The organism is Actinoplanes sp. OR16 (assembly GCF_004001265.1).
Lineage (GTDB): Bacteria > Actinomycetota > Actinomycetes > Mycobacteriales > Micromonosporaceae > Actinoplanes.
Genome location: NZ_AP019371.1, coordinates 3,971,450 through 3,998,341, shown reverse-complemented (window position 1 = coordinate 3,998,341; position 26,892 = coordinate 3,971,450). Strand labels below are relative to the sequence as shown.

Below are 26,892 nucleotides of genomic sequence, written 5' to 3'. Positions count from 1 at the left end.
TGACGTCGGAGGCGAACAGCTCCCGGGCGCCACAAGGGCTCGCCGTGGGGAGTCGGCGGGTGGGGCGGTCACCCGTACAGGGAATGCAGGAAAGGCCCCGGAACCAGAACGGCTCCGGGGCCTTTCGAGGACGAGCGCGGGTCAGGCTCGGGCGAGCGTCCCCAGGTAGAGCTCGATCACCTTCGGGTCGTGGATCAGGTCGCGGCCGGAGGCGGTGTACGCGTTGCGGCCCTGGTCCAGGACGTAGCCCCGGTCGCAGATCTGCAGGCAGCGACGGGCGTTCTGCTCGACCATGATGACGGTCACGCCGGTGTCGTTGATCTGCTTGGTGCGGAAGAAGACCTCGTCCTGCATCGCCGGTGACAGGCCCGCGGAGGGCTCGTCGAGCAGCAGCACCGAGGGCTCCATCATCAGGGCACGGCCCATCGCGACCATCTGCCGCTCACCGCCGGAGAGCGAGCCGGCGCGCTGCTTGCGCCGGGTGCCCAGGGCGGGGAAGAGGCCGGCCACGAAGTCGAAACGCTCCTTGAAGCGCTTCGGCCGCAGGAACGTGCCCATCTCCAGGTTCTCCTCGATGGTGAGGGTCCCGAAGACGTTGTTGGTCTGCGGCACGAAGCCGATGCCCTTGGCGACCAGCTTGTTCGCCTTGACGTTGGTGATCTCCTCGCCGCGCAGGGTGACCTGCCCGGATCGGATCGTCACCAGGCCGAAGAGGGACTTGAGCAGGGTCGACTTGCCGGCGCCGTTGGGGCCGATGATGCCGACCAGCTCGCCCTCCTTGGCGTACAGGTCACAGCCGTTGAGGATGTTCACGCCCGGCAGGTAGCCGGCGATCACGTCGTCGACGCGGACCAGGGCGCCCTCGGCCGCCGCCAGGTGCTCCTCGCGGCCCTCGATCTCGTTGCTGGAGGTCGCGTCACTCATCGGCCTTACCGCCCTTCGAAGCCGACGAATCCGACGATTCCGAAGAAACCGAAATGTCAGAAACGCCGGGCACCTCGGCCTCCGCCTCCGCGGCGTCGTGCTCGGTGCCGTCGTGGTGCGAACCAAGGTACGCGTCGATGACCCGCGGGTCCGCCATGACCGTGTCCGGAGTGCCCTCCGCGATCACCTGACCCTGGCCCATCACGATGACCCAGTCGCTGATGTCACGGACCATGTCCATGTCGTGCTCCACGAAGAGGACGGTCATCCCGTCCTCCCGCAGGCTCTTCACGTGGCCGAGCAGGGACTGCGTCAGCGCCGGGTTAACACCGGCCATCGGCTCGTCCAGCATGACCATGTCGGGCTGGACCATGAGCGCCCGCGCCATCTCGAGCAGCTTGCGCTGGCCGCCGGAGAGGCTGCCCGCGAAGTCGGCCCGCTTGGCGTCGAGCTTGAACCGCGCGAGCAGCTCGTCGGCCCGCTCGGTGATCTCCTGCTCCTGGCCCTTCCAGATGGCCGGGACGAGCGACTTCCAGAAGGACTCGCCCTTCTGGCCGGTGCCGCCGAGGCGCATGTTGTCGATGACCGACAGCCGGGACAGCGCCTTGGTGAGCTGGAAGGTACGGACCATGCCCTGCTTCGCGACCTTGTGCGCGGGCACGCCGGCGAGCGGCTTGCCGTTGAACTTCCAGTCGCCCTCGTCCGGGCGATCGAAACCGGTCAGCAGGTTGAAGAATGTGGTCTTGCCGGCCCCGTTGGGACCGATCAGCGCGGTGATCGCACCACGCTGGATCTCGATGTGGTCCACGTTGACGGCGGTCAGACCACCGAAGCGGCGGACCACCTTGTCGGCGACCAGGATCGGGTCGGGCTTGGGTGCGCCGGGCTCGTGCGGAACGTCCTTGAGCGCGGCTGCCGCGCGGGCTACGCCGGGCGGAACGGTGACGTCATCGGCCATCGAGCATGACCTCCTTCTTGTCGCCGAAGATGCCCTGCGGGCGGAAAATCAGCAAGAGGACGAGGCCGAGACCCACGAGGATGTACCCGACCGCACCCGCCTGGTTCGCGTCCATCAGCCAGCTCGGGATGTAGCCCGCCGAGATCGCCGACGGCAGCACCGCGTTCACGAACGCGAGCAGGAACCAGAAGATCATCGACCCGACGACCGGGCCGAAGACGCGGGCGGCGCCACCGAGGATCACGATCGTGTACATGTAGAACGTGAACTCGGTGCCGTAGGTGTCCGGCTGCACCGCGGCGCGGCTCAGCGAGAAGATGAAGCCGCCGAGCGAGCCGAGCACGCCGCCCAGGATGAGCGACTGCATCTTGTAGGAGACGACGTTCTTGCCGAGGCTGCGGACCGCGTCCTCGTCCTCGCGGATGGCCTTGATGACGCGGCCCCACGGGCTGCGCATCGCCAGGAACACGATGAGCAGCGAGATCGCGATGAGGATCCAGCCGACCGTCATGACCCAGAGCTCACGCTCGTCGAAGCTGACGATCCCGATCTCCAGCGAGCCGCTGTACGGGTTCATCGCGAAGAAGTCGTCGGAGAACCGCTGCAGACCGTCGGAACCGCCGGTCCACTCGCTCAGCGACACCGAGCGGAAGAGCAGGCGGACGATCTCGGCTGCGGCGATCGTCACGATCGCCAGGTAGTCGGCCCGCAGGCGCAGCGTCGGGATACCGAGCAGCAGCGCGAGCAGGACGGCGGCGAAGAGGCCGACCAGGATGCCGGTCCAGAACGGCAGGCCGAACGTCGACACGGTCATGGCGAGGCCGTACGCGGCGACGCCGAGGAACGCCGACTGGCCGAAGTTCAGCAGGCCGGTGTAACCGAAGTGCACGTTCAGGCCGATGGCCGCCAGTGCGTACGCGATCATCGTCGCGTTGATCAGCGACTCGAGAGAGACGCCGAAGATGATGTCCCAGTTCATCGTTCCCCCCTCAACCGATCCGCTCGCGGCGGCCCAGGATGCCCTGCGGCCGGATCAGAATGATGACGATGAGCACGAACAGCGCACCGACGTTCTTGAGCTCGGTCGGGATCCAGAGCGTCGACAGCTGGGTGGCCAGGCCGACGACCATGCTGCCGAGCAGCGCGCCCCAGGCCGTGCCGAGACCACCGAGAGTGACCGCGGCGAAGACCAGCAGCAGGATCTGGAAGCCCATCTGGTAGTTCACGCCCTGGAAGAGGGCGAGCATGACACCACTGAGCGCGGCGAGCGCGCCACCGAGCGTCCAGACCAGGCGGATGACCGAGTCGACGCTGATGCCTGATGCGGCGGCCAGCGACGGGTTGGTCGCCACCGCGCGGGTCGCCTTGCCGAGCCGGGTCTTGACCAGCGCGAGCGAGACGATGACCAGGACCAGGATCGCGATCGCGTCCATCACCAGGTTCTTCGGCGCGACCTGGATGAGACCGAGGTCCATGCCGGGCTGTGCGACGTACTTCGTGTACTGCTGGGTGTCGCCGCGGAAGAAGAACAGGTACAGGTAGCGCAGGATCAGGGCCACACCGATCGAGATGATCATCATCCCGATCAGGCCGGTGCGGCGGTTGCGCAGCCAGCCCCAGAAGAACCGGTCCTGGAAGTACCCGAAGGCGCCACCGAGGATGACGGCCAGCACGGCCGCGAGCTCGAGAGGCAGTCCGACGGTCACGTTGAGGAGGAAACAGGCCAGGGCGCCGAAGGTGACCAGCTCGCCGTGGGCGAAGTTGGTCAGGCCCATGGTGCCGAAGATCAGCGAGAGGCCGAGGGCCGCCAGCGCGATGATCAGACCGAAATGGATACCCGTATAGACCAGGTCGGCGACCCGCGAGGCCGTCGAACTGCCGGACTCCTCAGGTTCCTCGGTGCCCGGGGCGCCGGCCGCCGGGCCGAGGGGGAACAGCACGTTACGTGCGGCGCCCTCGAAGACGCTGAGTGTCAGACTGGACCGGCCGGTGGTGACGACCACGCCTTGCGGGAGCGTCGCGGTATCGAGGTCGACCTTGTAAGTCCCGGCTCCCGGGACCGCAACCGACCACTTTCCGTCAGCTGTGGAAGTCGCCTCACCGACCGAAGTGCCGCCCTCGTCCGCCACCTTGATAACCACGCCCGCCACCGGCTGGCCTGCATTGATCAACGTGCCCTGTAACGACTCACCCTCGGCCAGTGCGCTCGTGGCGCCGAAACCCAGGGAAGTGAACAGGAATCCGAGAACGGCCGTGAAGATGATCACGGCTCTACGCAACGATGCTCCTTGTGTTTAGCAGCAGAAATCCCCGCCAGACGTCTCGCGAAGGACTGGCGGGGATCATAGCCTGCATAGGAGCGTTGCAGCCGGTCGTAACAGAGCCGTTACGAAGCCTCAATCTTCGGTCAAGAGCCAATCCCGCAAGGGTGGCTCGACATCGATCTACTCAGGGGTTGCGCTCTCGCCCTCGGACTCCTTCAGGATCCGATCGGCGACCTCGCGCATCGTCATCCGGTGATCCATCGCGGTCCGCTGGATCCACTTGAACGCCTGCGGTTCGGTCATCGCGTACTTCGTCATGAGCTCGCCCTTGGCACGCTCGACGGACTTGCGCGTCTCCAGCCGATCCGTCAGGCCGGCCACCTCGGACTCCAGCGCGGCGATCTCCGAGTAGCGCGACAGCGCGATCTCGATCGCCGGAACCAGGTCGGATTTCTGGAACGGCTTGACCAGGTACGCCATGGCGCCGGCCTCGCGGGCCCGCTCGACCAGCTCGCGCTGACTGAAAGCGGTCAGCATGACCACCGGGGCGATCCGCCCGCCGGCGATCCGCTCGGCGGCGGCCAGGCCGTCCATGATCGGCATCTTGATGTCCAGGATGACCAGGTCGGGCTTGAGGTCCTCGGCCAGGCGCACCGCGGTCTCGCCGTCGCCGGCCTCGCCGACGACGTCGTAGCCTTCCTCGACCAGCATCTCGGCGAGGTCCAGCCGGATCAGGGCCTCGTCCTCGGCGATGAGCACCCGCTTGCGCTCGGCACCAGCCTGCGTGTCGGCCACGGAAACCCCTACTCCCAGAACGTCGATGTCGCGACACCCCGGTATGTGGGTGTCGCCGCCCTAAGCCTAGTAGGTAGGCTGTCGGGGACTCATCCTGGCGTGACCATCCCACGTCATGATCAGTCAGTGGCCGGCCCCTGTATTCCAACCGGCAGAGAAGATGGTCTCAAACACCATACAGTGTGGGTTCGAATCCCACCGGGGGCACAAAATCCGCGTCCGCCGCGACCAGCGGATCAGCGCTTATCGATCCCGAAGAGCATTTATCTCGTACGCGGGACCGCCCACTTTTCATTTCGCTCGCATAAACGCCGCGTTACACACGCCCGAATGCGAATCCTGAGAGCTTCCCCGGCAATCTGCGCGAACCCCGGGCCACGACTCCCGGTGGGTGCTGTCATGTCAGGGACAGCTTCGTCGGGAGGCCTCATGCTGGTGTCCGGTTCTTCGCCCCTGACCGTCGCCCGCGGGAGCATGTGGGGCTTCCTGATGTTCGCGGGAGCGGCGTGGCTGGTCGTCTCCTGGGCCGTGATGCGGCTGCAGCCCGCCGACATCGCCGCGGTGGCCGGACCGGTGATCCTCTTCGGTGCGGTCTGCGAGTTGCTGCGTACGCTGGCCGGCACCCGCACCTGGTGGCTGAACGCCGGCCTCACGGTGATCTTCGGAGCGACCGCGGCCGCCACGATCGTCGCGCCGGACTCGGCGCTGGCCACACCGGCCGCATTGGTCGGCTGGTACCTGATGGTCCGCGGCGCGGTGGACGTGGCCGTCGGGATCATGACCCGCGGATCGGATCGGGTGTGGAGCCTGATCGTCACGGTCGGCGTGCTGGAGACCGGCCTCGGCTACTTCTCGGCCGGCCCGTTCACTGCCGCCGGGGACCTGATCGTGGTGACCCTCGGCGGTCTCGCGGTGCTGCGCGGGGTCGCCGACCTGGTCACGTCGTTACGGCTTCGCGAGCTTGCTCCGGTCGTACGAAAAGAGATCTTGGAATTGCCCCCGGATCGCGCCGCGGGACTCGCCGGATATTCCGCCGGGCACGCGGACTTCGAGGCGTCGCCGAAGGCACGCCACCGCGCGGAGGACGCCGTGCCGTCGGTCAGCCCCGAGGGTGGGAACCCTCACCTGGCCGGCAGCACCTTCCACGAGCACGTGGTGCGCACGACCGCCGACCTCGACGCGAAGCTGCTGCAAGCCGGCATCACCGGTCCCCGGGAGAGCGCCAAGCACGCCGAGCCGGCCGACCTGCCGGCCGTCCCGGACACCCCGGAAGGGGCCGCCGAGACCACGTCGGCCGGGCGTGGCCGTGACGACCAGCCGGGCAAGATCTGACATGAAGCCTGTCCCCGGCCCCGCCGGTGGTGGATCCGATTTCCAACGGTCAGTCGCCGGACCGGGATCCACACCGGCGGGGTGCCCTCAAGCGCCTACTCTGCGGAGCAGACCCTCCTGGACAGCGCTGGCGATGTGCCGGCCGTCCCGGGTGAACATCCGGCCACTGGCCAGACCGCGAGCGCCGCTGGCGGACGGGCTCGCGCTGTCATAGAGGAACCACTCGTCGGCCCGGAACGGCCGGTGCAGCCAGAGCGCGTGGTCCAGGCTCGCGCCGATCACCCCGCCCGGACCCCAGACCTCGCCGTGCGTGGAGAGGACGGCGTCGAGCAGGGACAGGTCGGACGCGTAGGTCAGCGCGCAGGCGTGGATCAGCGGGTCGTCCGGCAGCGTGCCGTTGATCCGCATCCAGACCCGCTGCTCGGGCTGGACCTCACGGTCACCCGGCGGCACCCAGCCCGGCACACCCAGGTAGCGCACGTCGACGGCCTGCGGCGAGGCCTTGAACATGCCCATCCGCTCCGGGTAACGCTCCACCCAGTCGCGCATGGTGGGCACGTCCTCCGGCGCCGGCACGTCGACCGGCGGCGGCGTGTGGTGGTCCAGGCCCTCTTCCGGCACCTGGAACGACGCCGACATGAAGAAGATCGTCTTACCGTGCTGCTTCGCCGTGGAGCGCCGCACCGAGAACGACCGGCCGTCCCGGATGTTCTCCACGTGGAACGTGATCGGCACCGTCGGGTCGCCGGCCCGGACGAAGTATCCGTGCAGCGAATGCACCTGGCGGGACGGGTCGACCGTCCGCCCGGCCGCGACGAGCGCCTGCCCGGCGACCTGGCCGCCGAACACGCGCTGAGCGCCCGTCTGCGGGCTCTCGCCCTCGAAGGTGGCCGCGTCGATCTGCTTCAGGTCGAGCAGACCCAGAAGCTGGTCGACCGCGGCCTGTCCTTGGAGAGGCAAGGTCACACCGTCGCCGGGTCGACGAGCGAGCCGAGCTGGTGGACGCGCAGGGTGTTGGTGGAGCCGGGCGCGTTCGGCGGGGAGCCGGCCACGACGACCACGTAGTCGCCGGGCTTGGCCAGGCCGAGACCCAGCACCTTCGCGTCGACCTGCCGGAACATGTCGTCGGTGTGCTCGACGAAGTCGGTCAGGAAGGTCTCCACGCCCCAGCTCAGCGCCAGGGTGTTGCGGATCTCCGCGACCGGCGTGAACGCGTAGAGCGGCAGGTCGCAGTGCAGACGCGCGAGCCGGCGGACGGTGTCGCCGGTCTGCGAGAACGCGACGAGGGCCTTCGCGCCGATGTTGCGGGCGATCTGGGAGGCCGCGACGGTGAGCGCGCCACCGTGGGTGCGCGGGTCGTGCTGCAGGCGCGGGACGCCCATGCCGCCGGCCTCGGTGGTGCTGACGATCTTCGCCATCGTGCTGACGGTGAGGACCGGGTACTTGCCGACGGAGGTCTCGCCGGAGAGCATCACGGCGTCGGTGCCGTCGAGCACGGCGTTCGCCACGTCGGAGGCCTCGGCGCGGGTCGGACGCGAGTTCTCGATCATCGAGTCGAGCATCTGGGTCGCGACGATGACCGGCTTCGCGTTCTCCCGGCAGAGCTGCACGGCGCGCTTCTGCACCAGCGGGACCTGGTCCAGCGGGAGCTCGACACCGAGGTCACCGCGGGCGACCATGACGCCGTCGAAGGCGAGCACGATGGCCTCGAGGTGCTCGACGGCCTCCGGCTTCTCCACCTTGGCGATGACCGGGACCCGGCGGCCCTCCTCGTCCATCACGGCGTGGACCAGCTTGATGTCCTCCGGCGAGCGCACGAAGGAGAGCGCGACCAGGTCGACGCCGAGCTTCAGCGCGAACCGCAGGTCCTGCTCGTCCTTGTCGCTCATGGCCGGGACGCTGACCGCGACGTTCGGCAGCGAGACACCCTTGTTGTTGCTGACCGGGCCACCCTCGGTGACCAGGCACTGGATGTCCTTGCCGTTCTCGACGCCGGTCACCTCGACGGCGACCTTGCCGTCGTCGATCAGGAGCCGGTCACCGGCCTTGACCTCCTGCGGCAGCTTCGTATAGGTGCAGGAGACGCGCTCCTTGGTGCCGAGGATGTCGTCGCTGGTGATGACGACCCGGTCGCCGGTCTCCCAGCGGTGTGGCCCGTCGGCGAACTTGCCGAGCCGGATCTTCGGACCCTGGAGGTCGGCGAGGATGGCGACGGCACGGCCGGTCTGCTCCGCGGCGGAGCGGACCAGCTCGTACATCTCCTTGTGGTTCTCACGAGTGTCGTGGCTGAAGTTCATCCGGGCCACGTCCATGCCCGCCTCGACCAAGCCGAGCATGCGCTCAGGAGACTTGGTGGCGGGGCCCATCGTGCAGACGATCTTTACGCGGCGTGTCACGGCCATCAGGCTAGTCCTTCTCCCCGGTCGGCTCGGCGGCCGACCCCCGGCAACGGCATGAACTGCGGGTGTCGACGGCGAGGTCAAACCCGCGTCCACACGGGTGAGCTGCGTCGTCCGGCGGGCGTCGGCGACCGCGGGGTTCAGCTTATCGGTCGGCTCCGGGCGCCCGTCGGCACATGCCGACCCCGGCGGCGGCCTCTCCGGCCTTAACGCTCGGTAATCAATTCTGAATTTGCTCTTCGTCCGAGCGAAATAGCGATTTCCGGGGCCGCTGGTTCTGGGGCCGGAATGGCGAAACGGCCCGCCGCGAAAGCGGCGGGCCGTTCGTGGTGAATGGGTCAGACCGAGAGCGGCTGGGAATCCGAGCGCACCGGCGCCGGCAGTTCGCCGGCCGCGCCCAGGTAGTTGTGGATCGCCGACGCCGCGGCGCGGCCCTCGGCGATCGCCCAGACGATCAGGGACGCGCCCTTGTGCATGTCGCCCGCGACGAAGACGCCCTCGGCCGGGGTCTGCCAGCCGAGGTCCGCGTCCAGCACGTTGCGCCGGTTGCGGCTCAGGCCGAACTGGGCGAGCAGCGGCTGGTCCTCGGTGCCCTCGAAGCCGATGGCGAGCAGCACCAGGTCGGCGCGGAGCTCCCGCTCGGTGCCGGGGACGGCGGTGACGGTACGAACCCCGTCGATCCGCTCGACCTGGACCTCGGCCAGCCGGATCGCGACCAGGTTCCCGTCCTCGTCGCCGACGAACTCCTGCACGGCGACGCCGAAGACCCGGTCGCCACCCTCCTCGTGCGCGGCGTAATTGCGCAGGATCATCGGCCAGGTCGGCCACGGGTCCTTCACGCCGGTGCGCACGTCGGGCGGCAGGGGGTACTGGTCGAGCTGCGTCACCGAGGCGGCGCCCTGGCGGTGGGCCACGCCGAGGCAGTCGGCCCCGGTGTCGCCGCCGCCGATGATGATCACGTGCTTGCCCTTGGCGTCGATCGGCGTGGTGTCCTGCAGACCCGCGACGATCCGGTTGGCCGGGACCAGATGCTCCATGGCCAGGTGCACGCCGTTGAGCCCACGTCCCGCCGTCTCCGGGGTGTCCCGGCCGGCCAGGGCGCCGGCGGCCAGCAGCACCGCGTCGAAGCGCTCCCGCAGATCGTCGGCGGTGATGTCGACGCCGACGTTCACACCGGTCTGGAAGACGACGCCCTCGGCCTCCATCTGAGCGAGCCGCGTGTCGATGACATGCTTCTCGATCTTGAAGTCCGGGATCCCGTACCGCAGAAGGCCGCCGATCCGGTCGTCGCGCTCGTAGACCGTGACCGCGTGACCGGCTCGCGCCAGCTGCTGGGCGGCCGCGAGGCCGGCCGGGCCGGACCCGACCACCGCGACCGACTTGCCGGACGACGCCGGGGACGGCTGCGGCACCAGCCCACGCTCGAAGGCGTGGTTGGCGATCTCGACCTCGACCTGCTTGATCGTCACCGGGTCGTCGGCGATGCCCAGCACGCAGGCCGCCTCGCACGGCGCCGGGCAGAGCCGGCCGGTGAACTCCGGGAAGTTGTTCGTCGCGTGCAGCGACTCGATCGCCGACTCCCAGTTGCCGGTCCGGACCAGGTCGTTCCAGTCCGGGATCCGGTTGCCCAGCGGGCAACCGTCGTGGCAGAACGGGATGCCGCAGTCCATGCACCGGGTGGCCTGGTCGCGGATGAGCTCCTCGCCCGCGGGCGGGTAGACCTCTCGCCAGTCCATGATCCGCAGCGGGACCGGGCGGCGCTTCGGGAGCTGCCGCTCGTAGCGGAGGAAACCGTTCGGATCAGGCACTGGTAACCCCCATGACCGCCTCGTCCACATTGCGACCGGCGGCTTCGGCGGTCCTGATCAGTTCCATCACTCGCTTGTAGTCGCGGGGCACGACCGCGGTGAACCGCTCCACCGAGGCGGACCAGTCCTTGAGCAGCCGACCGGCGACGGCCGAGTCGGTCTCGGCGTGGTGCTTCTCGACGAGCGAGCGCAGCACCTCGCGCTCCTCCTCGGTGAGCGGCGAGAGGTCGACCAGCTCCGGGTTGACCAGCGACTGGTCGAGGTCGAGCAGGAACGCCTTGCCACCGCTCATGCCCGCCGCGAAGTTGCGCCCGGTCGGGCCGAGCACCACCACGACACCGCCGGTCATGTACTCGCAGCCGTGGTCGCCCACGCCCTCGACGACCGCCTGGCCGCCGGAGTTGCGGACCGCGAACCGCTCGCCCACCCGGCCACGCAGGTAGATCTCGCCGCCGGTGGCGCCGTACAGGATGGTGTTGCCGGCGATCGTGTTCTCCTCCGCCACGAACGGCGCGTCCTCGGCCGGGCGCACGATCACCCGTCCGCCGGAGAGGCCCTTCGCGACGTAGTCGTTCGTGTCGCCGATCAGCCGCAGCGTCACGCCGCGCGGCAGGAACGCGCCGAACGACTGCCCGCCCGTGCCCCGCAGGGTGAACGAGATGGTGTCGTCGGGCAGTCCGTTGCCGCCGTACCGCCGGCTGACCTCGCCGCCCAGCATCGCGCCGACGCTGCGCTGGTCGTTGCGGGTCGGCACCTCGGCGCGGACCGGCGTGCCCTTGATCAGGGCCGGCTGGGCCAGCGCGATCAGCTCGTTGTCCAGGGCCTTCTCCAGGCCGTGGTCCTGAGCCACGATGCCGCGGCGGGAGGCGCCCTCGGGCAGCTCCGGCACGTAGAGCACCGGCGCGAGGTCGAGACCCTTCGCCTTCCAGTGGTCGATCGCCTGCACCACGTCGAGCACCTCGGCCTGGCCGATCGCCTCGTCGATGCTCCGGAAACCGAGCTCGGCCAGGATCTCCCGGACCTCCTCGGCGAGGAACATGAAGAAGTTCTCGACGAACTCCGGCTTGCCCGTGAAGCGCTCGCGCAGCACCGGGTTCTGCGTGGCGATGCCGACCGGGCAGGTGTCCAGGTGGCAGACCCGCATCATGATGCAGCCCGAGACGATCAGCGGAGCCGTGGCGAAACCGAACTCCTCGGCGCCGAGCAGCGCCGCGATGACCACGTCCCGGCCGGTCTTGAGCTGGCCGTCGACCTGCACGGTGACCCGGTCGCGCAGCTTGTTGAGCAGCAGCGTCTGCTGGGCCTCGGCCAGGCCGAGCTCCCACGGGGTGCCGGCGTGCTTCAGCGAGTTCAGCGGGGACGCGCCGGTGCCGCCGTCGTGGCCGGAGATCAGGATGACGTCGGCCTTGAGCTTCGCGACGCCCGCCGCGACAGTGCCGACGCCGATCTCGGAGACCAGCTTCACGTGCACCCGGGACGCCGGGTTGACCATCTTGAGGTCGTGGACCAGCTGGGCCAGGTCCTCGATGGAGTAGATGTCGTGGTGCGGCGGCGGGGAGATCAGGCCGACACCCGGGGTGGCGTGCCGGGTCTTGGCGACCCACGGCCACACCTTGTTGCCGGGCAGCTGGCCACCCTCGCCGGGCTTCGCGCCCTGCGCCATCTTGATCTGCAGGTCATCCGCGTTGACCAGGTACTCGCTGGTCACGCCGAAGCGGCCGGACGCGATCTGCTTGACGCTCGAGCGGCGCTCGGGGTCGTACAGCCGCTCGACGTCCTCGCCGCCCTCGCCGGTGTTCGACTTGCCGCCGATGCGGTTCATCGCGATGGCGAGGGTCTCGTGCGATTCGGCGGAGATCGAGCCGTAGCTCATCGCGCCGGTCGCGAAGCGCTTCACGATCTCGCTGGCGGGCTCGACGTCGTCCACGGAAATGGCTTCCCTGTCCGATTTGAACCGGAACAGGCCGCGGAGATGACCGGCCTCAGCAGCGAGCTTGTCGACTTTTTCGGTGTACTTGCGGAAAACGTCGTACTGCTTGGACCGCGTGGCGTGCTGAAGCAGGAACACCGTCTCCGGGTTGAAGAGGTGGACCTCGCCCTCGCGACGCCACTGGTACTCGCCGCCGACCTCGAGCCGGCGGTGCGCCCGCTCGGCGGCGTTCGCCGGGTACGCCTTCTCGTGCCGCGCCTTGACCTCGGCGTGGATGCCGGCCAGGCCGACACCGCCGATCCGCCCGGAAGTGCCCGCGAAGTAGCGCTGGAGCAGCTTGTTCTCCAGGCCGACCGCCTCGAAGACCTGTGCGCCGCAGTACGACGACACCGTCGAGATACCCATCTTCGACATGATCTTCAGGACGCCCTTGCCGAGCGCCTTCACGTAGTTGCGGACCGCCTTGCGCGGGTCGATCCCGGCCAGCGCACCGGTCGCGATCAGGTCGTCCACGCTCTCGAAGGCGAGGTACGGGTTGACCGCCGCCGCGCCGAAGCCGATCAGCGTGGCCACGTGGTGCACCTCGCGGCAGTCACCGGACTCGACGACCAGCGCCACCTGGGTGCGGGTCTGCTCGCGGACCAGGTGCTGGTGCACCGCCGCGGTGAGCAGCAGCGACGGGATCGGCGCCAGGTCGGCGTTCGAGTCGCGGTCGGAGAGGACCAGGATGCGTACGCCGTCCTCGATCGCCTCGGACACGTGCCGGCAGATCTGCGTGAGCCGTGCCTTGATGCCGGCCGCGCCGTCCCGCAGCGGGTACAGGCCGGAGACCCGCACCGCCTTGAAACCGGGCAGATCGCCGTCCTCGTCGATGGAGAGCAGCTTCGCCAGCTCGTCGTTGTCGATCACCGGACCGGGCAGGACCACCTGGCGGCAGCTCGCCGGACCCGGGTTGAGCAGGTTCGCCTCCGGGCCGATCGTCATCGAGAGGCTGGTGACCAGCTCCTCGCGGATCGCGTCCAGCGGCGGGTTCGTCACCTGCGCGAAGAGCTGGTGGAAGTAGTCGAACAGCAGCCGGGGCCGGGTCGAGAGCGGCGAGATCGGCGTGTCGGTGCCCATCGAGCCGAGCGGCTCGGCGCCGGTCCGCGCCATCGGCGCCACCAGGATCTTCAGCTCCTCCTCGGAGTAGCCGAAGACCTGCTGCCGGCGCAGCACCGAGTCGTGCGTGTAGATGACGTGCTCCCGGGCCGGCAGGTCGCCCAGCTCGATCAGCCCGGCGTGCAGCCAGTCCGCGTACGGCTCGGCGGCGGCCAGCTCGGCCTTGATCTCGGCGTCGTGCACGATGCGGCCGGCCTCGGTGTCGACCAGGAACATCTTGCCGGGCTGCAGGCGGCCCTTCGCCACGACCTGGCCGGGAGCGAAGTCGATGACGCCGGCCTCGGAGCCGAGCACCACGAGACCGTCGGCGGTGTGCCACCAGCGTCCCGGGCGCAGACCGTTGCGGTCCAGCACCGCGCCGATGACCGTGCCGTCGGTGAACGCCACCGCGGCCGGGCCGTCCCACGGCTCCATCAGGCTCGCGTGGAACCGGTAGAAGGAGCGGCGGGCCGGCTCCATCTCCGGGTCGTTCTCCCACGCCTCGGGGATCATCATGAGCACCGCGTGCGGCAGGCTGCGGCCGGCCAGGTGCAGCAGCTCCAGCACCTCGTCGAAGCTCGCCGAGTCGGACGCCTCCGGCGAGTTGATCGGGAAGAGCCGCTTGATGTTGCCCGGCAGGTTCGGAGAGGAGAGCAGCGCCTCGCGGGCCGCCATCCAGTTCTTGTTGCCCCGGATCGTGTTGATCTCACCGTTGTGGGCGATCAGCCGGTACGGGTGGGAGAGCGGCCACGACGGGAACGTGTTCGTGGAGAACCGCGAGTGGACCAGCGCGATGGCGCTGTCGACCCGCTCGTCCGTCAGGTCCGGGAAGAACGCGGGCAGCTGCTCGGGCGTGAGCATGCCCTTGTACGTGATGGTCCGCGAGGAGAGCGACGGGAAGTACATCGCGACGCCACGCTGCGACGTCTCCCGCTCGGCCTGCTTGCGGATGCAGAAGGTCACCCGGTCCAGCTCGATGCCGGACAGCTGCTCGCCGGCCGGACCGGCGGCCGAGGTGGAGAGCCGGTGCGCGGCCAGGAAGACCTGGCGGATCGCCGGGCGCGCGTCCTCGGCGGTGGCGCCCAGGTCGGCCGGGTCCACCGGCACGTCACGCCAGCCGAGAACCTCACCGCCCTCGACGAGCACGTACTTCTCGAAGACCTTGATCGCCCGGGCCGCGTCGTCGGGGTCCGTCGGCAGGAAGACCAGACCGGCCGCGTAGGAGCCCGCGGGCGGCAGTTCGAAATCGGCGACCGCGCGGTAGTACCGGTCCGGTACCTGGATCATGATGCCGGCGCCGTCGCCGGTGTTCTGCTCGGCGCCTCGGGCGCCCCGGTGGTCCAGGCGGATAAGGGCGGAAAGACCCTTGGAGACCACGTCATGGGAGCGACGTCCGTGAATGTCGGCAACAAAGGCCACACCACACGCGTCACGCTCGTACGCCGGGTCGTACATCCCCTGGGGGTGCGGATATGCCACCGGGCCTCCTGTCGTCACTGGTGTTTCATTCTGAGGTCGGGACGACGTCGGCCCTGCAAAGTCTCTTGAGTCTACGTTAAGAGACACTGATCTCCGCCAGATGCGGATTGATCACACCTCGCACCGATAGGCGGAGGAACTGAATAGCACAGCCGGTACGGAGACCGGTAGTCTCGCGCGATGGCGCCAGCGGATTCCGGCCTCTTCGACCGACTCGAACAGTTCTACGACGCTTTGCCCCGCCCCTGGGCGCGAGTCGAGGAGATCGGTTCGCTGGATCTCTTCGTCCGCGAGGGAGAGGGCTGGCCCTACTATGCCCGTCCGCGGCTCGGTTCGCACACCCCTTCGGCCGCGGACATCATCGAGACCCGCCGCCGGCAGCGTGATCTCGGTGTCCCGGAGGCCTTCGAGTGGGTGCACGAGTGCAGCCCCGATCTCCTCGCGGTGGCCCGTTCGGCCGGTCTCGACGTCCTGCTCGCGCCGCTGCTCGTGCTAGATCCCGCGGCGCTCGTCCCGGACCTGCCGATCCGCGACGCCAGGATCCGCTACCTCGATCCGGCCTCGCCCGCCTTCGCCGCCGACCTGCGCGCCGCCCGCGCCGTGGCCCGGCTCGGCTTCGGCGCCCCGGCCTACCGCGCTCCCCTCGAAGTAGTGGAGAACACCCTGGTCATCGACGGTGCGGGCCCGGCCGAGAGGGACGCCTTCGAGGAGCTCACCCCGGAAGCCGTCCAGGCCACCCGGGTGATGCTGGAGAGTGGCGACTACGTCACCGCCGTCGCCGAGTCGCCGGCCGAGGGCATCCTGGCGACGGCGACCAGCCAGCGGGTGGGCCAGGTCGCCGAGGTCGTCGGGGTCGCCACCCTGCCGTCGGCGCGCAACCGGGGTTATGCGTCGCAGCTCACGGCCACGCTGACCGGCCGATTGCTGGCCCGCGGGGTGGACCTCGTCCTACTCTCGGCCGGCGACGACGATGTGGCCCGCCTCTACACCCGTGTCGGGTTCCGCCGCGTGGGCACCGCTTGCGTCGCGCAGCCGGCCGCCGTGCCGCTGTGACTTTCCCGGCTCTTCCCAAGATTTGGTACGCGGTAAGCACCACTGTGACGTGCATCCCTTACGCGCGAGGCTGTTGTTAGCGCTCACAGCGGGTGCGGCTCACGTCATCGAACGGATGAATCCCGTTCCCAGACTCTGATCTTGCACATCCCGGCTGCACACCAGAGCCGTGCGGAGGTCAGTCGGGTGGGGACCAATCGGCTACCGGGTCGAGGGTTCGGCCGAGGAGGCGAGGGCGCATGTGGTTGAGGGCGGCGTCCCGAGCGCGCAGCGCCAACCGGCCGCGGGCCTGGACCACCGCTGACATCCGCCGGTTCTGCCGGATCACGGTGGTGGTGCGCGGGCGGCGCAGCCGGCTGTACTCCTCGGCCGCCACTCCGGGATCGTCCCCCGAGGCCAGGCCGGCCATCAGCGCCCGCAGCGTGGCCGCGTCCTCGAACGCCAGGCAGGCGCCCTGACCCAGGTGGTGCGGCATGGCGTGGGCCGCGTCACCGATCAGCACGACGCCGCCGGGGCCGGAGCGGAACCCGTAGGCCCGGGGCAGCGGCCGCAGCTCGCGGACACCCTGCGGGATCAGCTCCTCGGGCCGGGTCGCGGCGAGCAGCGCGCCGATCGGCTCGTGCCAGCCCTTGAACCAGCGCCGCAGCAGCGCGAGCTGGGTTGCCGGCGACTCGGGCCGGGGCGCGCCGGCCGCCGTCGCGACCCAGTAGACGCCGCCACGGGCGGACGGTCCCAGCGGTATCGCCACGAAGCGGTAGCCGGAGCCGAGCGTCTCCCCACCTGCGAACCCGGGCAGCTCGGGCACCCGGAACGCGGGGATCACGGCCTGCCACGCGGCCAGTCCCGCGCCGGCCGCCACCGCCTCGGGCGCCACCGCGGCGCGGACCCGGCTGTCGATGCCGTCGGCGCCGACCACCAGGTCGGCCTCGATCACGGTACGGCCGTCGCCCACCGCGGGCCGCTGCCCGCCGCAGACGACAGTCGTCACCTCGAAACCGGTGCGGATCTCCACGCCGTCGCCGAGTCCGGCGATCAGGGCGTCGTACAGATCCTCCAGATGGACCCCGGCCGGCGCCGGACCCGTCCCGGCGCGAACCCGGGGCGCGACGAGCCACTGCCCGTCCGGCCGCCGGACACCGCCGTCGGGCAGCGGCGACCAGACCGCCGACCAGCCGCCGTCCGGGTCGAGCGACTCCAGGGCCCGCTGGCCGTTGGGCCAGAGCACCACGGCGGTGTTCGCCGCGGCCACGCGTTCGGCCCGTTCCAGGACCACGACCTGCCATCCGGACCGGGACAGCGCCCCGGCAGCGGCGAGCCCGGACATGCCGGCACCGACTACTACGGCCGTACGCATGCCCGGGCCCGGACGTCAGTTCTCGTCGTCGGCGGAGGAGGCGGAAGAGGAGGCGGAACCGGAGCCGGAGGGAGCCGCCGGCACCGTCTCCTCCGAGACGGCGGTGGAGTCGCCGGGGAGGGGCGGCAGGATCCCGGTCCGCTGGTACGCCAGGAACCGCTCCTCGCTGACCACCTGATAGGCGACCGGCATCTTCCGGCCCTCGTCCTCGCCGCCGGCGACGTCCACCTGAGAGACGCCGCTGTCGACGGCCGGTTCCGGCGTGGTCTCCGGGGCGTCGATCGGTACGACGTACTCCCGGGGGCCCTTCATCACCACGAAGTAGATCGCCGCGCCGACGAACACGACGATCGCGACGAAGACGTTGAGCCGGACGCCGAAGAAGTGGTTGGCCTCATCGGTGCGCAGCATCTCGATCCAGGCCCGGCCGGCGGTGTACGCCATGATGTAGAGCGCGAACGCCCGGCCCCGCCCGAACTTGAACCGACGGTCGAGCAGCCAGACGAAACCGGCCACCCCGAGGTCCCAGATCACCTCGTAGAGGAAGGTCGGGTGGTACAGCTCCGGCTTGGTGACCGGCTCGCCGTCGATCACGGTGGCGTGGCCCGGGTTGGCCGAGTCCATCTCGTGGATCTCCAGGCCCCACGGGAGCGTGGTGACCTTGCCGTAGAGCTCGTTGTTGAACCAGTTGCCGAACCGGCCGATCGCCTGGGCCACCGGCAGCGCCGGGGCGAGCGCGTCGGCGAAGACGCTCAGGGGCAGGCCGATCTGCCGGGCCGCGATCCACGCGCCGAGCGCGCCGCCGGCCACCGCGCCCCAGATGCCGAGGCCACCCTCCCAGATGTAGAGGGCCCGGATCGGGTCGCCACCGGCGCCGAAGTAATCCTGCGGCGAGGTGATCAGGTGGTAGATGCGGGCGCCGATGATGCCGAACGGCACCGCCCACACCACCATGTCCAGCGAGACCCACGGCGCCACACCACGGTTACGGAGGCGCTTCTCCATCAGGAGCGTGGCGACGACCATGCCGAGGATGATGCAGAGCGCGTAGGCACGGACCGGGAACGGCCCTAGATGCCACACCGAGGTCGTGGGGCTGGGGATGGCGGCGATAATCACGGGCACACGCTACCGCCGCCACGCCCCGAGGTCAGTGCCGGGCAGGCTGCGATTTCATGAAGCCCCACGGACACCCTCGGCCAGCTCGGCGCTGAGGGCGCGGAGCCGGTCCAGTCCGGTCTTCCGGTCCGGGGCGTCGAGCATGCACCGGATCAGCGCGCTGCCCACGATCACCCCGTCGGCGAACGCGGCGACCTCGGCGGCCTGCTTGCCGTTGCCGACGCCGAGACCGACGCCGACCGGCATCTCCGGGTCGGCCTTGCGGATCCGGGCGACCAGCTCGGGCGCCTGCGAGGAGACCGACGTACGTGCGCCGGTCACACCCATCAGCGCCGTCGCGTAGACGAAGCCCCGGCAGTTCTGCAGGGTCATCGCGATCCGCTCGTCGGTCGAGCTCGGCGCGACCAGGAACGTCCGGTCGATCTTGTGGGCGTCCGAGGCGGCGATCCACTCCTGCGCCTCGTCCGGGATCAGGTCGGGCGTGATCAGCCCGGTGGCCCCGGCCGACGCGAGATCACGGGCGAACGCGTCGACGCCGTACTTCTCGATCGGGTTCCAGTAGGTCATCAGCACCACGGTGGCGCCGGCCGACGAGACCGCGTCGATGATCTTCAGGGTGTCGCGGGTGCGGACACCGTTGGCGAGCGCGATGTCGCTCGCCCTCTGGATCACCGGGCCGTCCATGACCGGGTCCGAGTACGGCAGCTCGACCTCGATGACGTCGCACCCGGCCCGGTGCATCTCGATCATCTGCTCGATGCTGTCGTCGACGGTCGGGAAGCCGGCCGGCATGCAGCCGACCAGCACCGCGCGATCCTCGGAAGCAGCCGTGGCGAACGTGGCAGCGATACTCACGTGTTCTCTCCCGGTACGACCGTCTCGACCGGGTCGAGGATGCCGAAGTAGGCGCCGGCCGTGTGCACGTCCTTGTCGCCGCGCCCGGACAGGTTGACCACGATGGTCGGGGTCCGGCCCAGCTCCTCGCGCAGCCGCGGCGCGATCTTCGCGACCCCGGCCAGGGCGTGCGAGCTCTCGATCGCCGGGATGATCCCCTCGGTGCGGCAGAGCAGCTGGAACGCCGCCATCGCCTCGTCGTCGGTGACCGGCTCGTACGACGCCCGCCCGGTGTCGTGCAGCCAGGCGTGCTCCGGACCGACGCCCGGATAGTCCAGGCCCGCCGAGATCGAGTGCGACTCGATGGTCTGGCCGTCGTCGTCCTGCAGCAGGTACGTCCGGTTGCCGTGCAGCACGCCGACCGAACCACCGGTGATCGACGCCGCGTGCCGGCCGGTCTCCACGCCGTCGCCGCCCGCCTCGAAGCCGAACAGCCGCACGGAGGAGTCGGGGACGAACGCGTGGAAGATGCCGATCGCGTTGGAGCCGCCGCCGACGCACGCCGCCACGGCGTCCGGCAGCTTGCCGGTCAGCTCCAGGCACTGCGCCCGCGCCTCGACGCCGATCCCGCCGACGAAGTCGCGGACCAGCTCCGGGAACGGGTGCGGCCCGGCCGCCGTGCCCAGCAGGTAGTGCGTGGTGTCGACGGTGGTGACCCAGTCCCGGAGCGCCTCGTTGAGGGCGTCCTTCAGGGTCCGCGAGCCGTTCGTCACCGGTACGACGGTGGCGCCGAGCATCCGCATCCGCGCCACGTTCAGCGCCTGCCGCTCGGTGTCCATCTCGCCCATGTAGACCACGCACTCGAGGTCGAGCAGCGCGGCCGCCGTGGCGCTCGCGACACCGTGCTGGCCGGCGCCGGTCTCGGCGATGACCCGGGGCTTGCCCATCCGCTTCGCGAGCAGCGCCTGGCCCAGCACGTTGCGCACCTTGTGGGCGCCGGTGTGGTTCAGGTCCTCCCGCTTGAGCAGGATCTCCGCGCCCAGTTTCTCGGAGAGCCGGGTCGCCCGGTACAGCAGCGACGGCACGCCCGCGTAGTTGAGCAGCAGGTCCTGGAACTGCGCCTGGAACTCCGGGTCGGCCTTCGCCGACCGGTACGCCGCGTCCAGCTCGTCCAGGGCCTTGACCAGCGCCTCCGGGACGAACCGGCCGCCATACCGCCCGAAATGTCCGGACAGGTCGGGCAGCGAGGGTAGGGCCTGCGCTGTCATCGGACCGGCCGCGGGGTCGCCGGGTGGTTGCCGGCGTTGACCAGCTCGGCCACCGCGTCGCGCGGCGACTTCTGGGTGACCAGGCCCTCGCCGACCAGCACCGCGTCGGCGCCGGCCGACGCATAGCGGATCAGGTCGTGCGGGCCGCGCACGCCGGACTCGGCGATCTTGACGACGTTGTTCGGCAGGCCGGGCGCGATGCGCTCGAAGACCGAGCGGTCCACCTCGAGGGTGCGCAGGTCGCGGGCGTTCACCCCGATCACCTTCGCGTTCGCCTCCAGTGCCCGGTCCGCCTCCTCCTCGTTGTGCACCTCGACGAGGGCGGTCATGCCCAGCGACTCGATGCGCTCCAGGAGGCCGACGAGCACGTTCTGCTCGAGGGCGGCGACGATGAGCAGCACCAGGTCGGCGCCGTGGGCCCGAGCCTCGTGCACCTGGTAGCTGGAGACCACGAAGTCCTTGCGCAGGACCGGGATCTTCACCGACTTGCGCACGGCCACGAGGTCGTCCAGCGAGCCGCCGAACCAGCGGCCCTCGGTGAGCACGCTGATGCAGCGGGCGCCACCGGCCGCGTACTCCCCGGCCAGCTCGGCCGGGTCCGGGATGTCGGCGAGCGTGCCCTTCGACGGCGACGACCGCTTCACCTCGGCGATCACCGCCACGCCGGGCTTGCGCAGCGCCGCGTAGGCATCGATCGCCGGGGGCGCTGCCGCCGCCAGCTCACGCACCTTTTCCAGCGGCGTGCGCTCCTGGCGTGCCGCTACGTCCTCCCGCACGCCGGCGAGGATCTCCTCGAGAACGTTCTGCGGAGCCGCTCCGCGCTGCGCGGGGCCGCCACTGCCCGCTTCCGCCTGATCGGATGTCACGTAATGACTCCCCTCTCCGGGTGTCTTCGGCCCGATGCTAGGAGGTGACGGCCGTCCCCGGGCTGCCGGGGTATGGCGCGCCTCACCGATTGGGCTGGGGCATAATGCCAGGCTGCCCGGCGAGGATGTTTCCTCCCTCACATCGCTTCCGATGCTGTCAAGCCGCTGTGCAGGGACCCCTCCCCCGAACGGCCGATACTACGGCGCGTTGACCCGGGCGTCACCGTGCGGAAATAGGACTCCACCATCATGGGCGTCGGGCAGACTTGTCCCGGCACCTCTCGCATTCACGGGTGCCGCCGACCGGACGATGATTGCGGAGTCGACAATGGCACAGCCGTTGAATACCCAGCCGACCAACCTCGCCACCGTCTCCCGGACCCTCGTCGCTCTCGCGGCGGATGTCGTCACCGGCGTGCAGAAGGTGGTGGTCGGCCCCGGCAACGTCCGCTCCGCGCAGGACAACGCCCGGGCGGCGATCGAAGCCGACCGGGCCCGCGCCGCGGCTCGCGCCGAGACCAGCCGCGCGGTGGCCGCCATGATCGCGACCAGTCCGCGCCGCACCGCCCGTGGAAAGAAGTTGTCCACCGCTCGCTGAGAGATATGCCCCAAAAGGGGGAATCAGCGAACTGTCGGGTCGTCCCCGCGGTCCAGCGCATCCCAGAGTGACCGGGTGTCCGGCTCGGCGGACGCCGTTCTGGTCACCGGCTCGGGCGCGGTGCTCCGCTCGTACCGTGCTGACATGGCCGACCACTGATGACCGTGCCGCGCGGCAAGCAGGCCGCCCGCCACCACCGCCGCGCCTCCGAGCACACAGGCGACCGGCCAGAGGAAGGCCGAGGCGCCGGCATCGCCGGCGTCGAGGGTGACGCGCGCCAGCACACCGCCGGCGACGATGCCCGCGCCGATCAGCGTGAGGAGCACGCCCAGACCGCGCCGCACCCGGCCACGGGTGGCGAGCAGCGCGCCCGTCCCGGCGAGGGCGACCAGCGCCAGCCCGATCAGCCACGGCTGCGACTCGGCGCCGGTCTGCTCGGTCCGCAGATCGGAGAGGCCGGGCCGGAGCTCGACCTGCACCGACCAGACCCGCGTCACGGCGTAGAGGGTGAGCCCGCCGCCGGCCAGGCAGGCCAGGACGGACAGCAGCTGCTTCTTCCTGCTGCTCATCTCGCGGCGCGCAGCGTCTCGGCGGCGGAGATCGCGGCCAGCACCGCGGCGGCCTTGTTCCGGGTCTCCTGCTCCTCGGCGGCCGGATCGGAGTCGGCCACGATGCCGGCGCCCGCGCCGACGTAGGCCACACCGTCCTTGAGCAGCGCGGTCCGGATCGCGATCGCCATGTCCATGTCGCCGGCGAACCCGAAGTAGCCGACGGTGCCGCCGTAGAGGCCGCGCCGGGTCGGCTCCAGCTCCTCGATGATCTCCATGGCCCGGACCTTCGGCGCGCCGGAGAGCGTGCCGGCCGGGAACGTCGCGGCGAGCGCGTCGAACGCGGACCGGTCCTCGCGCAGCCGTCCGACCACCGTGGAGACGATGTGCATGACGTGGCTGTACCGCTCGATGCGGGCGAACTCCGGCACCTCCACCGAGCCCGGCTCACTGACCCGGCCCAGGTCGTTGCGGCCCAGGTCGACGAGCATGACGTGCTCGGAACGCTCCTTCGGGTCGGCGAGCAGCTCGGCGGCGAGCGCGGCGTCCTGCTCCGGGGTGGCGCCCCGCCAGCGGGTGCCGGCGATCGGGTGCAGCAGGGCGGTCCGGTTCGCGCTGACCTTGAGGTGCGCCTCCGGCGAGGAGCCGACGATGTCGAAGTCGTCGAAGCGCAGCAGGTACATGTACGGGCTCGGGTTGGTGGCCCGCAGCACCCGGTAGACGTCGAGGGCGTTCGCGTCGGTCGGGCGCTCGAACCGCTGCGCCACCACGATCTGGAAGCACTCGCCGGCCCGGATCGCCTCCTTCGCGCTCTCCACCGCCTTCTGGTACTCCCCCGGCGCGGTCCGGCTCACCGGCTCACCGGCCGGGCGGCGCTCCACCGTGGAGACCATCGGCGGGGTGGGCCGGGACAGGGCCGTCGTCATCGCGTCGAGCCGGCCGATCGCCTGGTGGTACGCCGCACGCCGGGCCGCGTCGTCGGCGTCGGCAGCCAGGACGGCGTTCGCCACCAGCAGCGCCGACCCCTCGTGGTGGTCGAGCACGACGAGGTCGGTGGCGAGCATCATGCCCAGCTCGGGCAGCGGGACGTCGTCGGTCGCGGTGGCCGGCAGCCGCTCGAAACGCCGGACCAGGTCGTAGCTCAGGTAACCGACCATGCCTCCGGTGAGCGGCGGAAGATCCGCATCGGGTTCCGCTCCGGCGGTCAGCGCGGCCACCGTCTCGCGCAGGGCCACGACAGGATCACCCCCCAGGGGTACGCCGTCCGGCGGCGTGCCGAGCCACTCCGCCCGGCCGTCGCGCTCGACCAGGGTAGCCGCGCTGCGCACCCCGATGAACGAATAGCGCGACCAGGCGACGCCCTGCTCCGCCGACTCGAGCAGGAAGGTGCCCGGGCCGCCGGCGAGCTTCGTGTAGACACCGACCGGCGTCTCGCCGTCGGCCAGCAGCTTGCGGGTGACCGGGACGACCCGCTTGCGCGAGGCGACGAACTCGTCCTCGCCGGGGAACGTCGCTCCGCTGGTCATCGCTCCTCCTGCAGGGGCAGGTCGTCGGTGAAGCAGGTGTGTGTTCCGTTGTGGCAGGCCGCGCCGGTCTGCACGACCGTGACCAGCAGCGCGTCGCCGTCGCAGTCGAGCGACACGTGCTTCACGTGCTGGTGGTGGCCGGACGTCGCGCCCTTCACCCAGTACTCCTGGCGGCTCCGGGACCAGTACGTGGCGCGGCCGGTGGCGAGCGTGCGGCGCAGCGCCTCGTCGTCCATCCAGCCGAGCATCAGCACGTCGCCGGTGCCGTGCTCCTGCACGATCGCCGCGACCAGTCCGTCGGGGTTGCGCTTGAGCCTCGCGGCGATCGCCGGGTCGAGGGTCGTCTCTGTTTCGGGTACGGGCACGGTCTGGATTCTCCCCCATCCGATCCCGGACCCGTAACGCCCCGCGGAGGGCCCACGATCCGGTAACCGGGGGTGTGCTGGGCCGTGCGGAGCGGTACCGTCGCCGAAGCGCGGAACATGCCTGACTACCCGGCGTCCGCCGCTTCGGCCGTGCCCGGACCCTGTTCGGACGGCCTTCGGCAGGCGCGCACCCGCAACCGGGAGTGGTGAGAACCGAGATGGAGCCGACGTCCAGCCCCGACAACACCCGGCCCTCACCCGGCCTCGCCCGGTTCTGGCAGGTCCGCCCGGACGCCGACCCACCCTCCGGTGACGACGCCGAGATGGTGGCGCTCGGCTCCCGGCGCAAACCCGATCAGCCCCCGGAGACGCCCGCCGATCTGCTGACCGGTTTCGGCGTCCGGCCGGCGGCGCCGAGACAGCAGTCCTCCGCCGACCCGTTCGGCCTGACCCGGGCCGGGCGGCGTCCCGGGCCACGCAATCCCACCGGTGGCCGCCCGTTCTCCGGACCACCGGCCCGCGATACTGATCACTCAGCCCCAACGGACGAGCAGCCCGCACCCGATCAGGACGTAAAGTCCCAGGGGCCGGAGGCCGGCGACCCGGCACCGAGCAGGGACGGCACCTTCGGCGGATTCCGTCTCGGCGGCACCGGGCGGTTCCTGTTCGGTGGCCGCAACCAGGCTGCCGGCAACCCGGCAACCGGGGACCCGGGCCGGCCGGACAACCCGGTCGCCGGCGGGAAGGCGCCGGAACCGGGGGAACCTCCGGTTGCGGAAGTCGCCGAACCCGGCGACCCTCTAGGCGCCTCTTCCGATGCCGACGAGGCCGGGAAAGCCACGGCCGACGCGACCGCCGACGCCGGAAAGGCCGACGCGACCGCCGACGCCGGAAAGGCCGACGCAGCCGCTGAGACCGGAAAGGCCGACGCAGCCGCTGAAGCCGGAAAGGCCGACGCAGCCGCTGAGACCGGGAAGGCCGACACGGCCGGGAAGACCGAACAGCCGGACGGCGATGAGCCGCCCGGAGCGACACCGGCGGACGAACCCGCGGCGGCGACGCCGGCGGACGCCGACCAGGACGCCGCCGACGGGGCGGGGCCCAGCGACGAGAACGGACGTGAGGACATGAACGGACGGGCAGGAGCGCCCGGCTACGCCCAGACCGGCGAGGCGCCCAGTCTCGACGGCACGGCGGCAGCGGGCGACACGGGCGAGGAGAGCCCGGCCTCGGACGGCGTTCCGCGTATCGCTGCCGGCTGGGCGACGGTGCCGAGCGCGAACCACCCGGTCACGCCGACCTCCGGAAACCCGGCGCCCGTCCCGGTCTCCGGCAACCCGGCGTCCGGTATCCCCTCCTCCGGTATCCCCTCCTCCGGCATTCCCGCTTCCGGCATCCCGAACCCGGCCGGTCCGGTCTCGCCCGGTTTCGCCTACCCGCCGGCGCCGAGCTTCACGCCGGACCACCCGGCCGTGACCCTGGAGCCGGTGTCCGGCGCGCCCGCCGAGGCCTCCGAGACCGCCCAGGCGGCCGGCGACCAGCCCGCCCAGGAACCGGCCGCCGAGACGGCGCCCACCTCGGGCGGCCCGGCGGTCTCCAGCGCGACGGCCGCGGCCATCCAGTACCCGACCGTGCAGATCCCGGCGACCCGTACCCCGCCGGACCTGTCGGTGGATCGGGCGAACGACACCGTGACGCTGCCGACTGCCGACCCGGCCACCGGCTTCTCCCAGGCCGGCTTCACCCCGGAGGGTTTCGTTGCGGGCGGCTACACCCCCAGCGGTTACAGCCTGGGCCGGTCCCCCGAGGCGTTCGGGGTGGCCTCGGTGACCCCGGCCGCTCCCGGCGCCGGTTCGGTGACCCCGCCGCCCGCCGAGTTCCCGTCCTTCCCCTTCCCGGAGAACGGCGTGACCGGCCTCGCGGTCGGCGGTGTCCGCCGCGGCTTCGAGGATGAGGAAGCGATCTCGCCCCGGCGCTCGGCCAGCCTCGAGGACGTCGAGCCGGTGCGCCGTGCGGGCCGCCGGTCGGCTGCCGAGGAGGAGTCCGCGGCCGGGGAGACCGAGATCACCCGGACCGTCTGGGACGAGGACGCGGCCCGGCACTTCCGGGCGGCGTGGCACGAGGTCAAGGCGGAGTTCGTCGACGACCCGGTCAACGCTCTCACCCGGGCCCACGACCTGCTCACCGACGCGGTGAACGAGCTCACCGAGGTGCTGCTGGCCGAGCGGGACGACCTGGACCCGCTGCGCGGCGGCACGCCGGACACCGAGAGCATGCGGATGGCGATGCGGAACTACCGCGAGTTCCTGGAGCGCATCCTGTCGCTCTGAGAAGA

At 70.6% G+C, this 26,892-nt stretch carries 21 protein-coding genes and 1 tRNA gene; 5 read left to right on the top strand and 17 right to left on the bottom strand.

The annotated features are described in order from the left end of the window. Positions 1-141 precede the first annotated feature (141 nt). The 5 genes from EP757_RS18530 to EP757_RS18510 form a co-directional block, all read right to left on the bottom strand. The gene (locus tag EP757_RS18530) at positions 142-924 is read right to left on the bottom strand and encodes an ABC transporter ATP-binding protein (protein WP_127547713.1); all 783 of its coding nucleotides are present in this window, start codon (positions 922-924) and stop codon (positions 142-144) included. Next, on the bottom strand, positions 917-1,882 hold the full coding sequence (locus EP757_RS18525; RefSeq protein ID WP_127547711.1) for an ABC transporter ATP-binding protein: 966 nt from the start codon (positions 1,880-1,882) through the stop codon (positions 917-919). Before EP757_RS18525 ends, EP757_RS18530 begins: the two co-directional genes overlap by 8 nt. Further along, the gene (locus EP757_RS18520) at positions 1,872-2,861 is read right to left on the bottom strand and encodes a branched-chain amino acid ABC transporter permease (RefSeq protein WP_127547709.1); all 990 of its coding nucleotides are present in this window, start codon (positions 2,859-2,861) and stop codon (positions 1,872-1,874) included. The genes EP757_RS18525 and EP757_RS18520 overlap by 11 nt, the downstream gene beginning before the upstream one ends. 10 nt (positions 2,862-2,871) lie before the next feature. Then, positions 2,872-4,161: a branched-chain amino acid ABC transporter permease gene (locus EP757_RS18515; protein ID WP_232050565.1), complete on the bottom strand. Its 1,290-nt coding sequence runs from the start codon at positions 4,159-4,161 to the stop codon at positions 2,872-2,874. A gap of 165 nt (positions 4,162-4,326) precedes the next feature. Further along, positions 4,327-4,941: an ANTAR domain-containing response regulator gene (locus EP757_RS18510; RefSeq protein ID WP_127547707.1), complete on the bottom strand. Its 615-nt coding sequence runs from the start codon at positions 4,939-4,941 to the stop codon at positions 4,327-4,329. Positions 4,942-5,074: 133 nt separating this feature from the next. On the opposite strand from EP757_RS18510, the gene EP757_RS18505 reads away from it, so the two are divergent. Together EP757_RS18505 and EP757_RS18500 are read left to right on the top strand one after the other, a co-directional pair. Beyond that, positions 5,075-5,148 (top strand) — tRNA-Leu (locus tag EP757_RS18505). Between the two features lie 222 nt (positions 5,149-5,370). Then, on the top strand, positions 5,371-6,273 hold the full coding sequence (locus tag EP757_RS18500) for a hypothetical protein (protein WP_232050564.1): 903 nt from the start codon (positions 5,371-5,373) through the stop codon (positions 6,271-6,273). Between the two features lie 87 nt (positions 6,274-6,360). Here EP757_RS18500 and EP757_RS18495 read toward each other — a convergent pair whose 3' ends face one another. The 4 genes from EP757_RS18495 to gltB form a co-directional block, all read right to left on the bottom strand. Further along, a complete protein-coding gene (locus tag EP757_RS18495) occupies positions 6,361-7,239 on the bottom strand; it encodes an acyl-CoA thioesterase II (protein ID WP_127547705.1) in 879 nt (292 codons plus the stop codon). Next, positions 7,236-8,675, bottom strand: a complete 1,440-nt coding sequence (gene pyk, locus EP757_RS18490; protein ID WP_127547703.1) for a pyruvate kinase — start codon at positions 8,673-8,675, stop codon at positions 7,236-7,238. The genes EP757_RS18495 and pyk overlap by 4 nt, the downstream gene beginning before the upstream one ends. 335 nt (positions 8,676-9,010) lie before the next feature. After that, positions 9,011-10,480: a glutamate synthase subunit beta gene (locus EP757_RS18485; protein WP_127547701.1), complete on the bottom strand. Its 1,470-nt coding sequence runs from the start codon at positions 10,478-10,480 to the stop codon at positions 9,011-9,013. Continuing rightward, complete coding sequence (gene gltB, locus EP757_RS18480) at positions 10,473-15,002, bottom strand: glutamate synthase large subunit (RefSeq protein WP_127554306.1); 4,530 nt, start codon at positions 15,000-15,002, stop codon at positions 10,473-10,475. Before gltB ends, EP757_RS18485 begins: the two co-directional genes overlap by 8 nt. Positions 15,003-15,206: 204 nt before the next feature. On the opposite strand from gltB, the gene EP757_RS18475 reads away from it, so the two are divergent. Further along, a complete protein-coding gene (locus EP757_RS18475; protein ID WP_127547699.1) occupies positions 15,207-16,079 on the top strand; it encodes a GNAT family N-acetyltransferase in 873 nt (290 codons plus the stop codon). 178 nt (positions 16,080-16,257) lie between these two features. On the opposite strand, the gene EP757_RS18470 is transcribed toward EP757_RS18475, so the two are convergent. The 5 genes from EP757_RS18470 to trpC are packed head-to-tail and all read right to left on the bottom strand — an operon-like array spanning position 16,258 to position 21,442. Continuing rightward, entirely contained in the window at positions 16,258-17,433 is a 1,176-nt protein-coding gene (locus EP757_RS18470; protein WP_127547698.1) for an NAD(P)/FAD-dependent oxidoreductase, read from the bottom strand. A 15-nt stretch (positions 17,434-17,448) separates the two neighbouring features. Continuing rightward, positions 17,449-18,552, bottom strand: coding sequence for a prolipoprotein diacylglyceryl transferase (gene lgt, locus EP757_RS18465; RefSeq protein ID WP_127547697.1), 1,104 nt, complete (start codon positions 18,550-18,552; stop codon positions 17,449-17,451). Between the two features lie 54 nt (positions 18,553-18,606). Next, a complete protein-coding gene (gene trpA / locus EP757_RS18460; RefSeq protein WP_127547696.1) occupies positions 18,607-19,407 on the bottom strand; it encodes a tryptophan synthase subunit alpha in 801 nt (266 codons plus the stop codon). Beyond that, positions 19,404-20,654 (bottom strand): tryptophan synthase subunit beta, encoded by a 1,251-nt coding sequence (trpB, locus tag EP757_RS18455; protein ID WP_127547695.1) that lies wholly within the window; start codon positions 20,652-20,654, stop codon positions 19,404-19,406. Before trpB ends, trpA begins: the two co-directional genes overlap by 4 nt. Next, positions 20,651-21,442: an indole-3-glycerol phosphate synthase TrpC gene (trpC, locus tag EP757_RS18450; protein WP_041830607.1), complete on the bottom strand. Its 792-nt coding sequence runs from the start codon at positions 21,440-21,442 to the stop codon at positions 20,651-20,653. The genes trpB and trpC overlap by 4 nt, the downstream gene beginning before the upstream one ends. Before the next feature lie 406 nt (positions 21,443-21,848). On the opposite strand from trpC, the gene EP757_RS18445 reads away from it, so the two are divergent. Next, on the top strand, positions 21,849-22,118 hold the full coding sequence (locus tag EP757_RS18445; RefSeq protein ID WP_127547693.1) for a hypothetical protein: 270 nt from the start codon (positions 21,849-21,851) through the stop codon (positions 22,116-22,118). A gap of 23 nt (positions 22,119-22,141) precedes the next feature. Here the strand turns inward: EP757_RS18445 and EP757_RS18440 are convergent, their stop codons facing one another. From EP757_RS18440 to hisI, 3 genes are read right to left on the bottom strand one after another with little or no spacing between them, the layout of a single operon-like run. Continuing rightward, complete coding sequence (locus tag EP757_RS18440; RefSeq protein WP_127547692.1) at positions 22,142-22,687, bottom strand: Trp biosynthesis-associated membrane protein; 546 nt, start codon at positions 22,685-22,687, stop codon at positions 22,142-22,144. Continuing rightward, positions 22,684-24,192 carry an anthranilate synthase component I gene (locus tag EP757_RS18435; RefSeq protein ID WP_127547691.1) on the bottom strand — a complete coding sequence of 503 codons (1,509 nt, stop codon included), beginning with the start codon at positions 24,190-24,192 and terminating at the stop codon, positions 22,684-22,686. The genes EP757_RS18440 and EP757_RS18435 overlap by 4 nt, the downstream gene beginning before the upstream one ends. Next, positions 24,189-24,581, bottom strand: coding sequence for a phosphoribosyl-AMP cyclohydrolase (gene hisI / locus EP757_RS18430; RefSeq protein WP_370457859.1), 393 nt, complete (start codon positions 24,579-24,581; stop codon positions 24,189-24,191). The genes EP757_RS18435 and hisI overlap by 4 nt, the downstream gene beginning before the upstream one ends. A gap of 182 nt (positions 24,582-24,763) precedes the next feature. Here hisI and EP757_RS18425 point away from each other — a divergent pair, with 182 nt between their 5' ends. Next, positions 24,764-26,887 carry a hypothetical protein gene (locus tag EP757_RS18425; protein WP_127547689.1) on the top strand — a complete coding sequence of 708 codons (2,124 nt, stop codon included), beginning with the start codon at positions 24,764-24,766 and terminating at the stop codon, positions 26,885-26,887. The last annotated feature ends 5 nt before the right edge of the window (positions 26,888-26,892 follow it).

Coding starts and splice junctions, on each gene's coding strand:
- EP757_RS18530 (WP_127547713.1), bottom strand. CDS start 924: ATGAGTGACGCGACCTCCAGCAACGAGATCGAGGGCCGCGAGGAGCAC.
- EP757_RS18525 (WP_127547711.1), bottom strand. CDS start 1,882: ATGGCCGATGACGTCACCGTTCCGCCCGGCGTAGCCCGCGCGGCAGCC.
- EP757_RS18520 (WP_127547709.1), bottom strand. CDS start 2,861: ATGAACTGGGACATCATCTTCGGCGTCTCTCTCGAGTCGCTGATCAAC.
- EP757_RS18500 (WP_232050564.1), top strand. CDS start 5,371: ATGCTGGTGTCCGGTTCTTCGCCCCTGACCGTCGCCCGCGGGAGCATG.
- pyk (WP_127547703.1), bottom strand. CDS start 8,675: ATGGCCGTGACACGCCGCGTAAAGATCGTCTGCACGATGGGCCCCGCC.
- gltB (WP_127554306.1), bottom strand. CDS start 15,002: ATGTACGACCCGGCGTACGAGCGTGACGCGTGTGGTGTGGCCTTTGTT.
- EP757_RS18475 (WP_127547699.1), top strand. CDS start 15,207: ATGGCGCCAGCGGATTCCGGCCTCTTCGACCGACTCGAACAGTTCTAC.
- EP757_RS18470 (WP_127547698.1), bottom strand. CDS start 17,433: ATGCGTACGGCCGTAGTAGTCGGTGCCGGCATGTCCGGGCTCGCCGCT.
- trpB (WP_127547695.1), bottom strand. CDS start 20,654: ATGACAGCGCAGGCCCTACCCTCGCTGCCCGACCTGTCCGGACATTTC.
- EP757_RS18445 (WP_127547693.1), top strand. CDS start 21,849: ATGGCACAGCCGTTGAATACCCAGCCGACCAACCTCGCCACCGTCTCC.
- EP757_RS18440 (WP_127547692.1), bottom strand. CDS start 22,687: ATGAGCAGCAGGAAGAAGCAGCTGCTGTCCGTCCTGGCCTGCCTGGCC.
- EP757_RS18435 (WP_127547691.1), bottom strand. CDS start 24,192: ATGACCAGCGGAGCGACGTTCCCCGGCGAGGACGAGTTCGTCGCCTCG.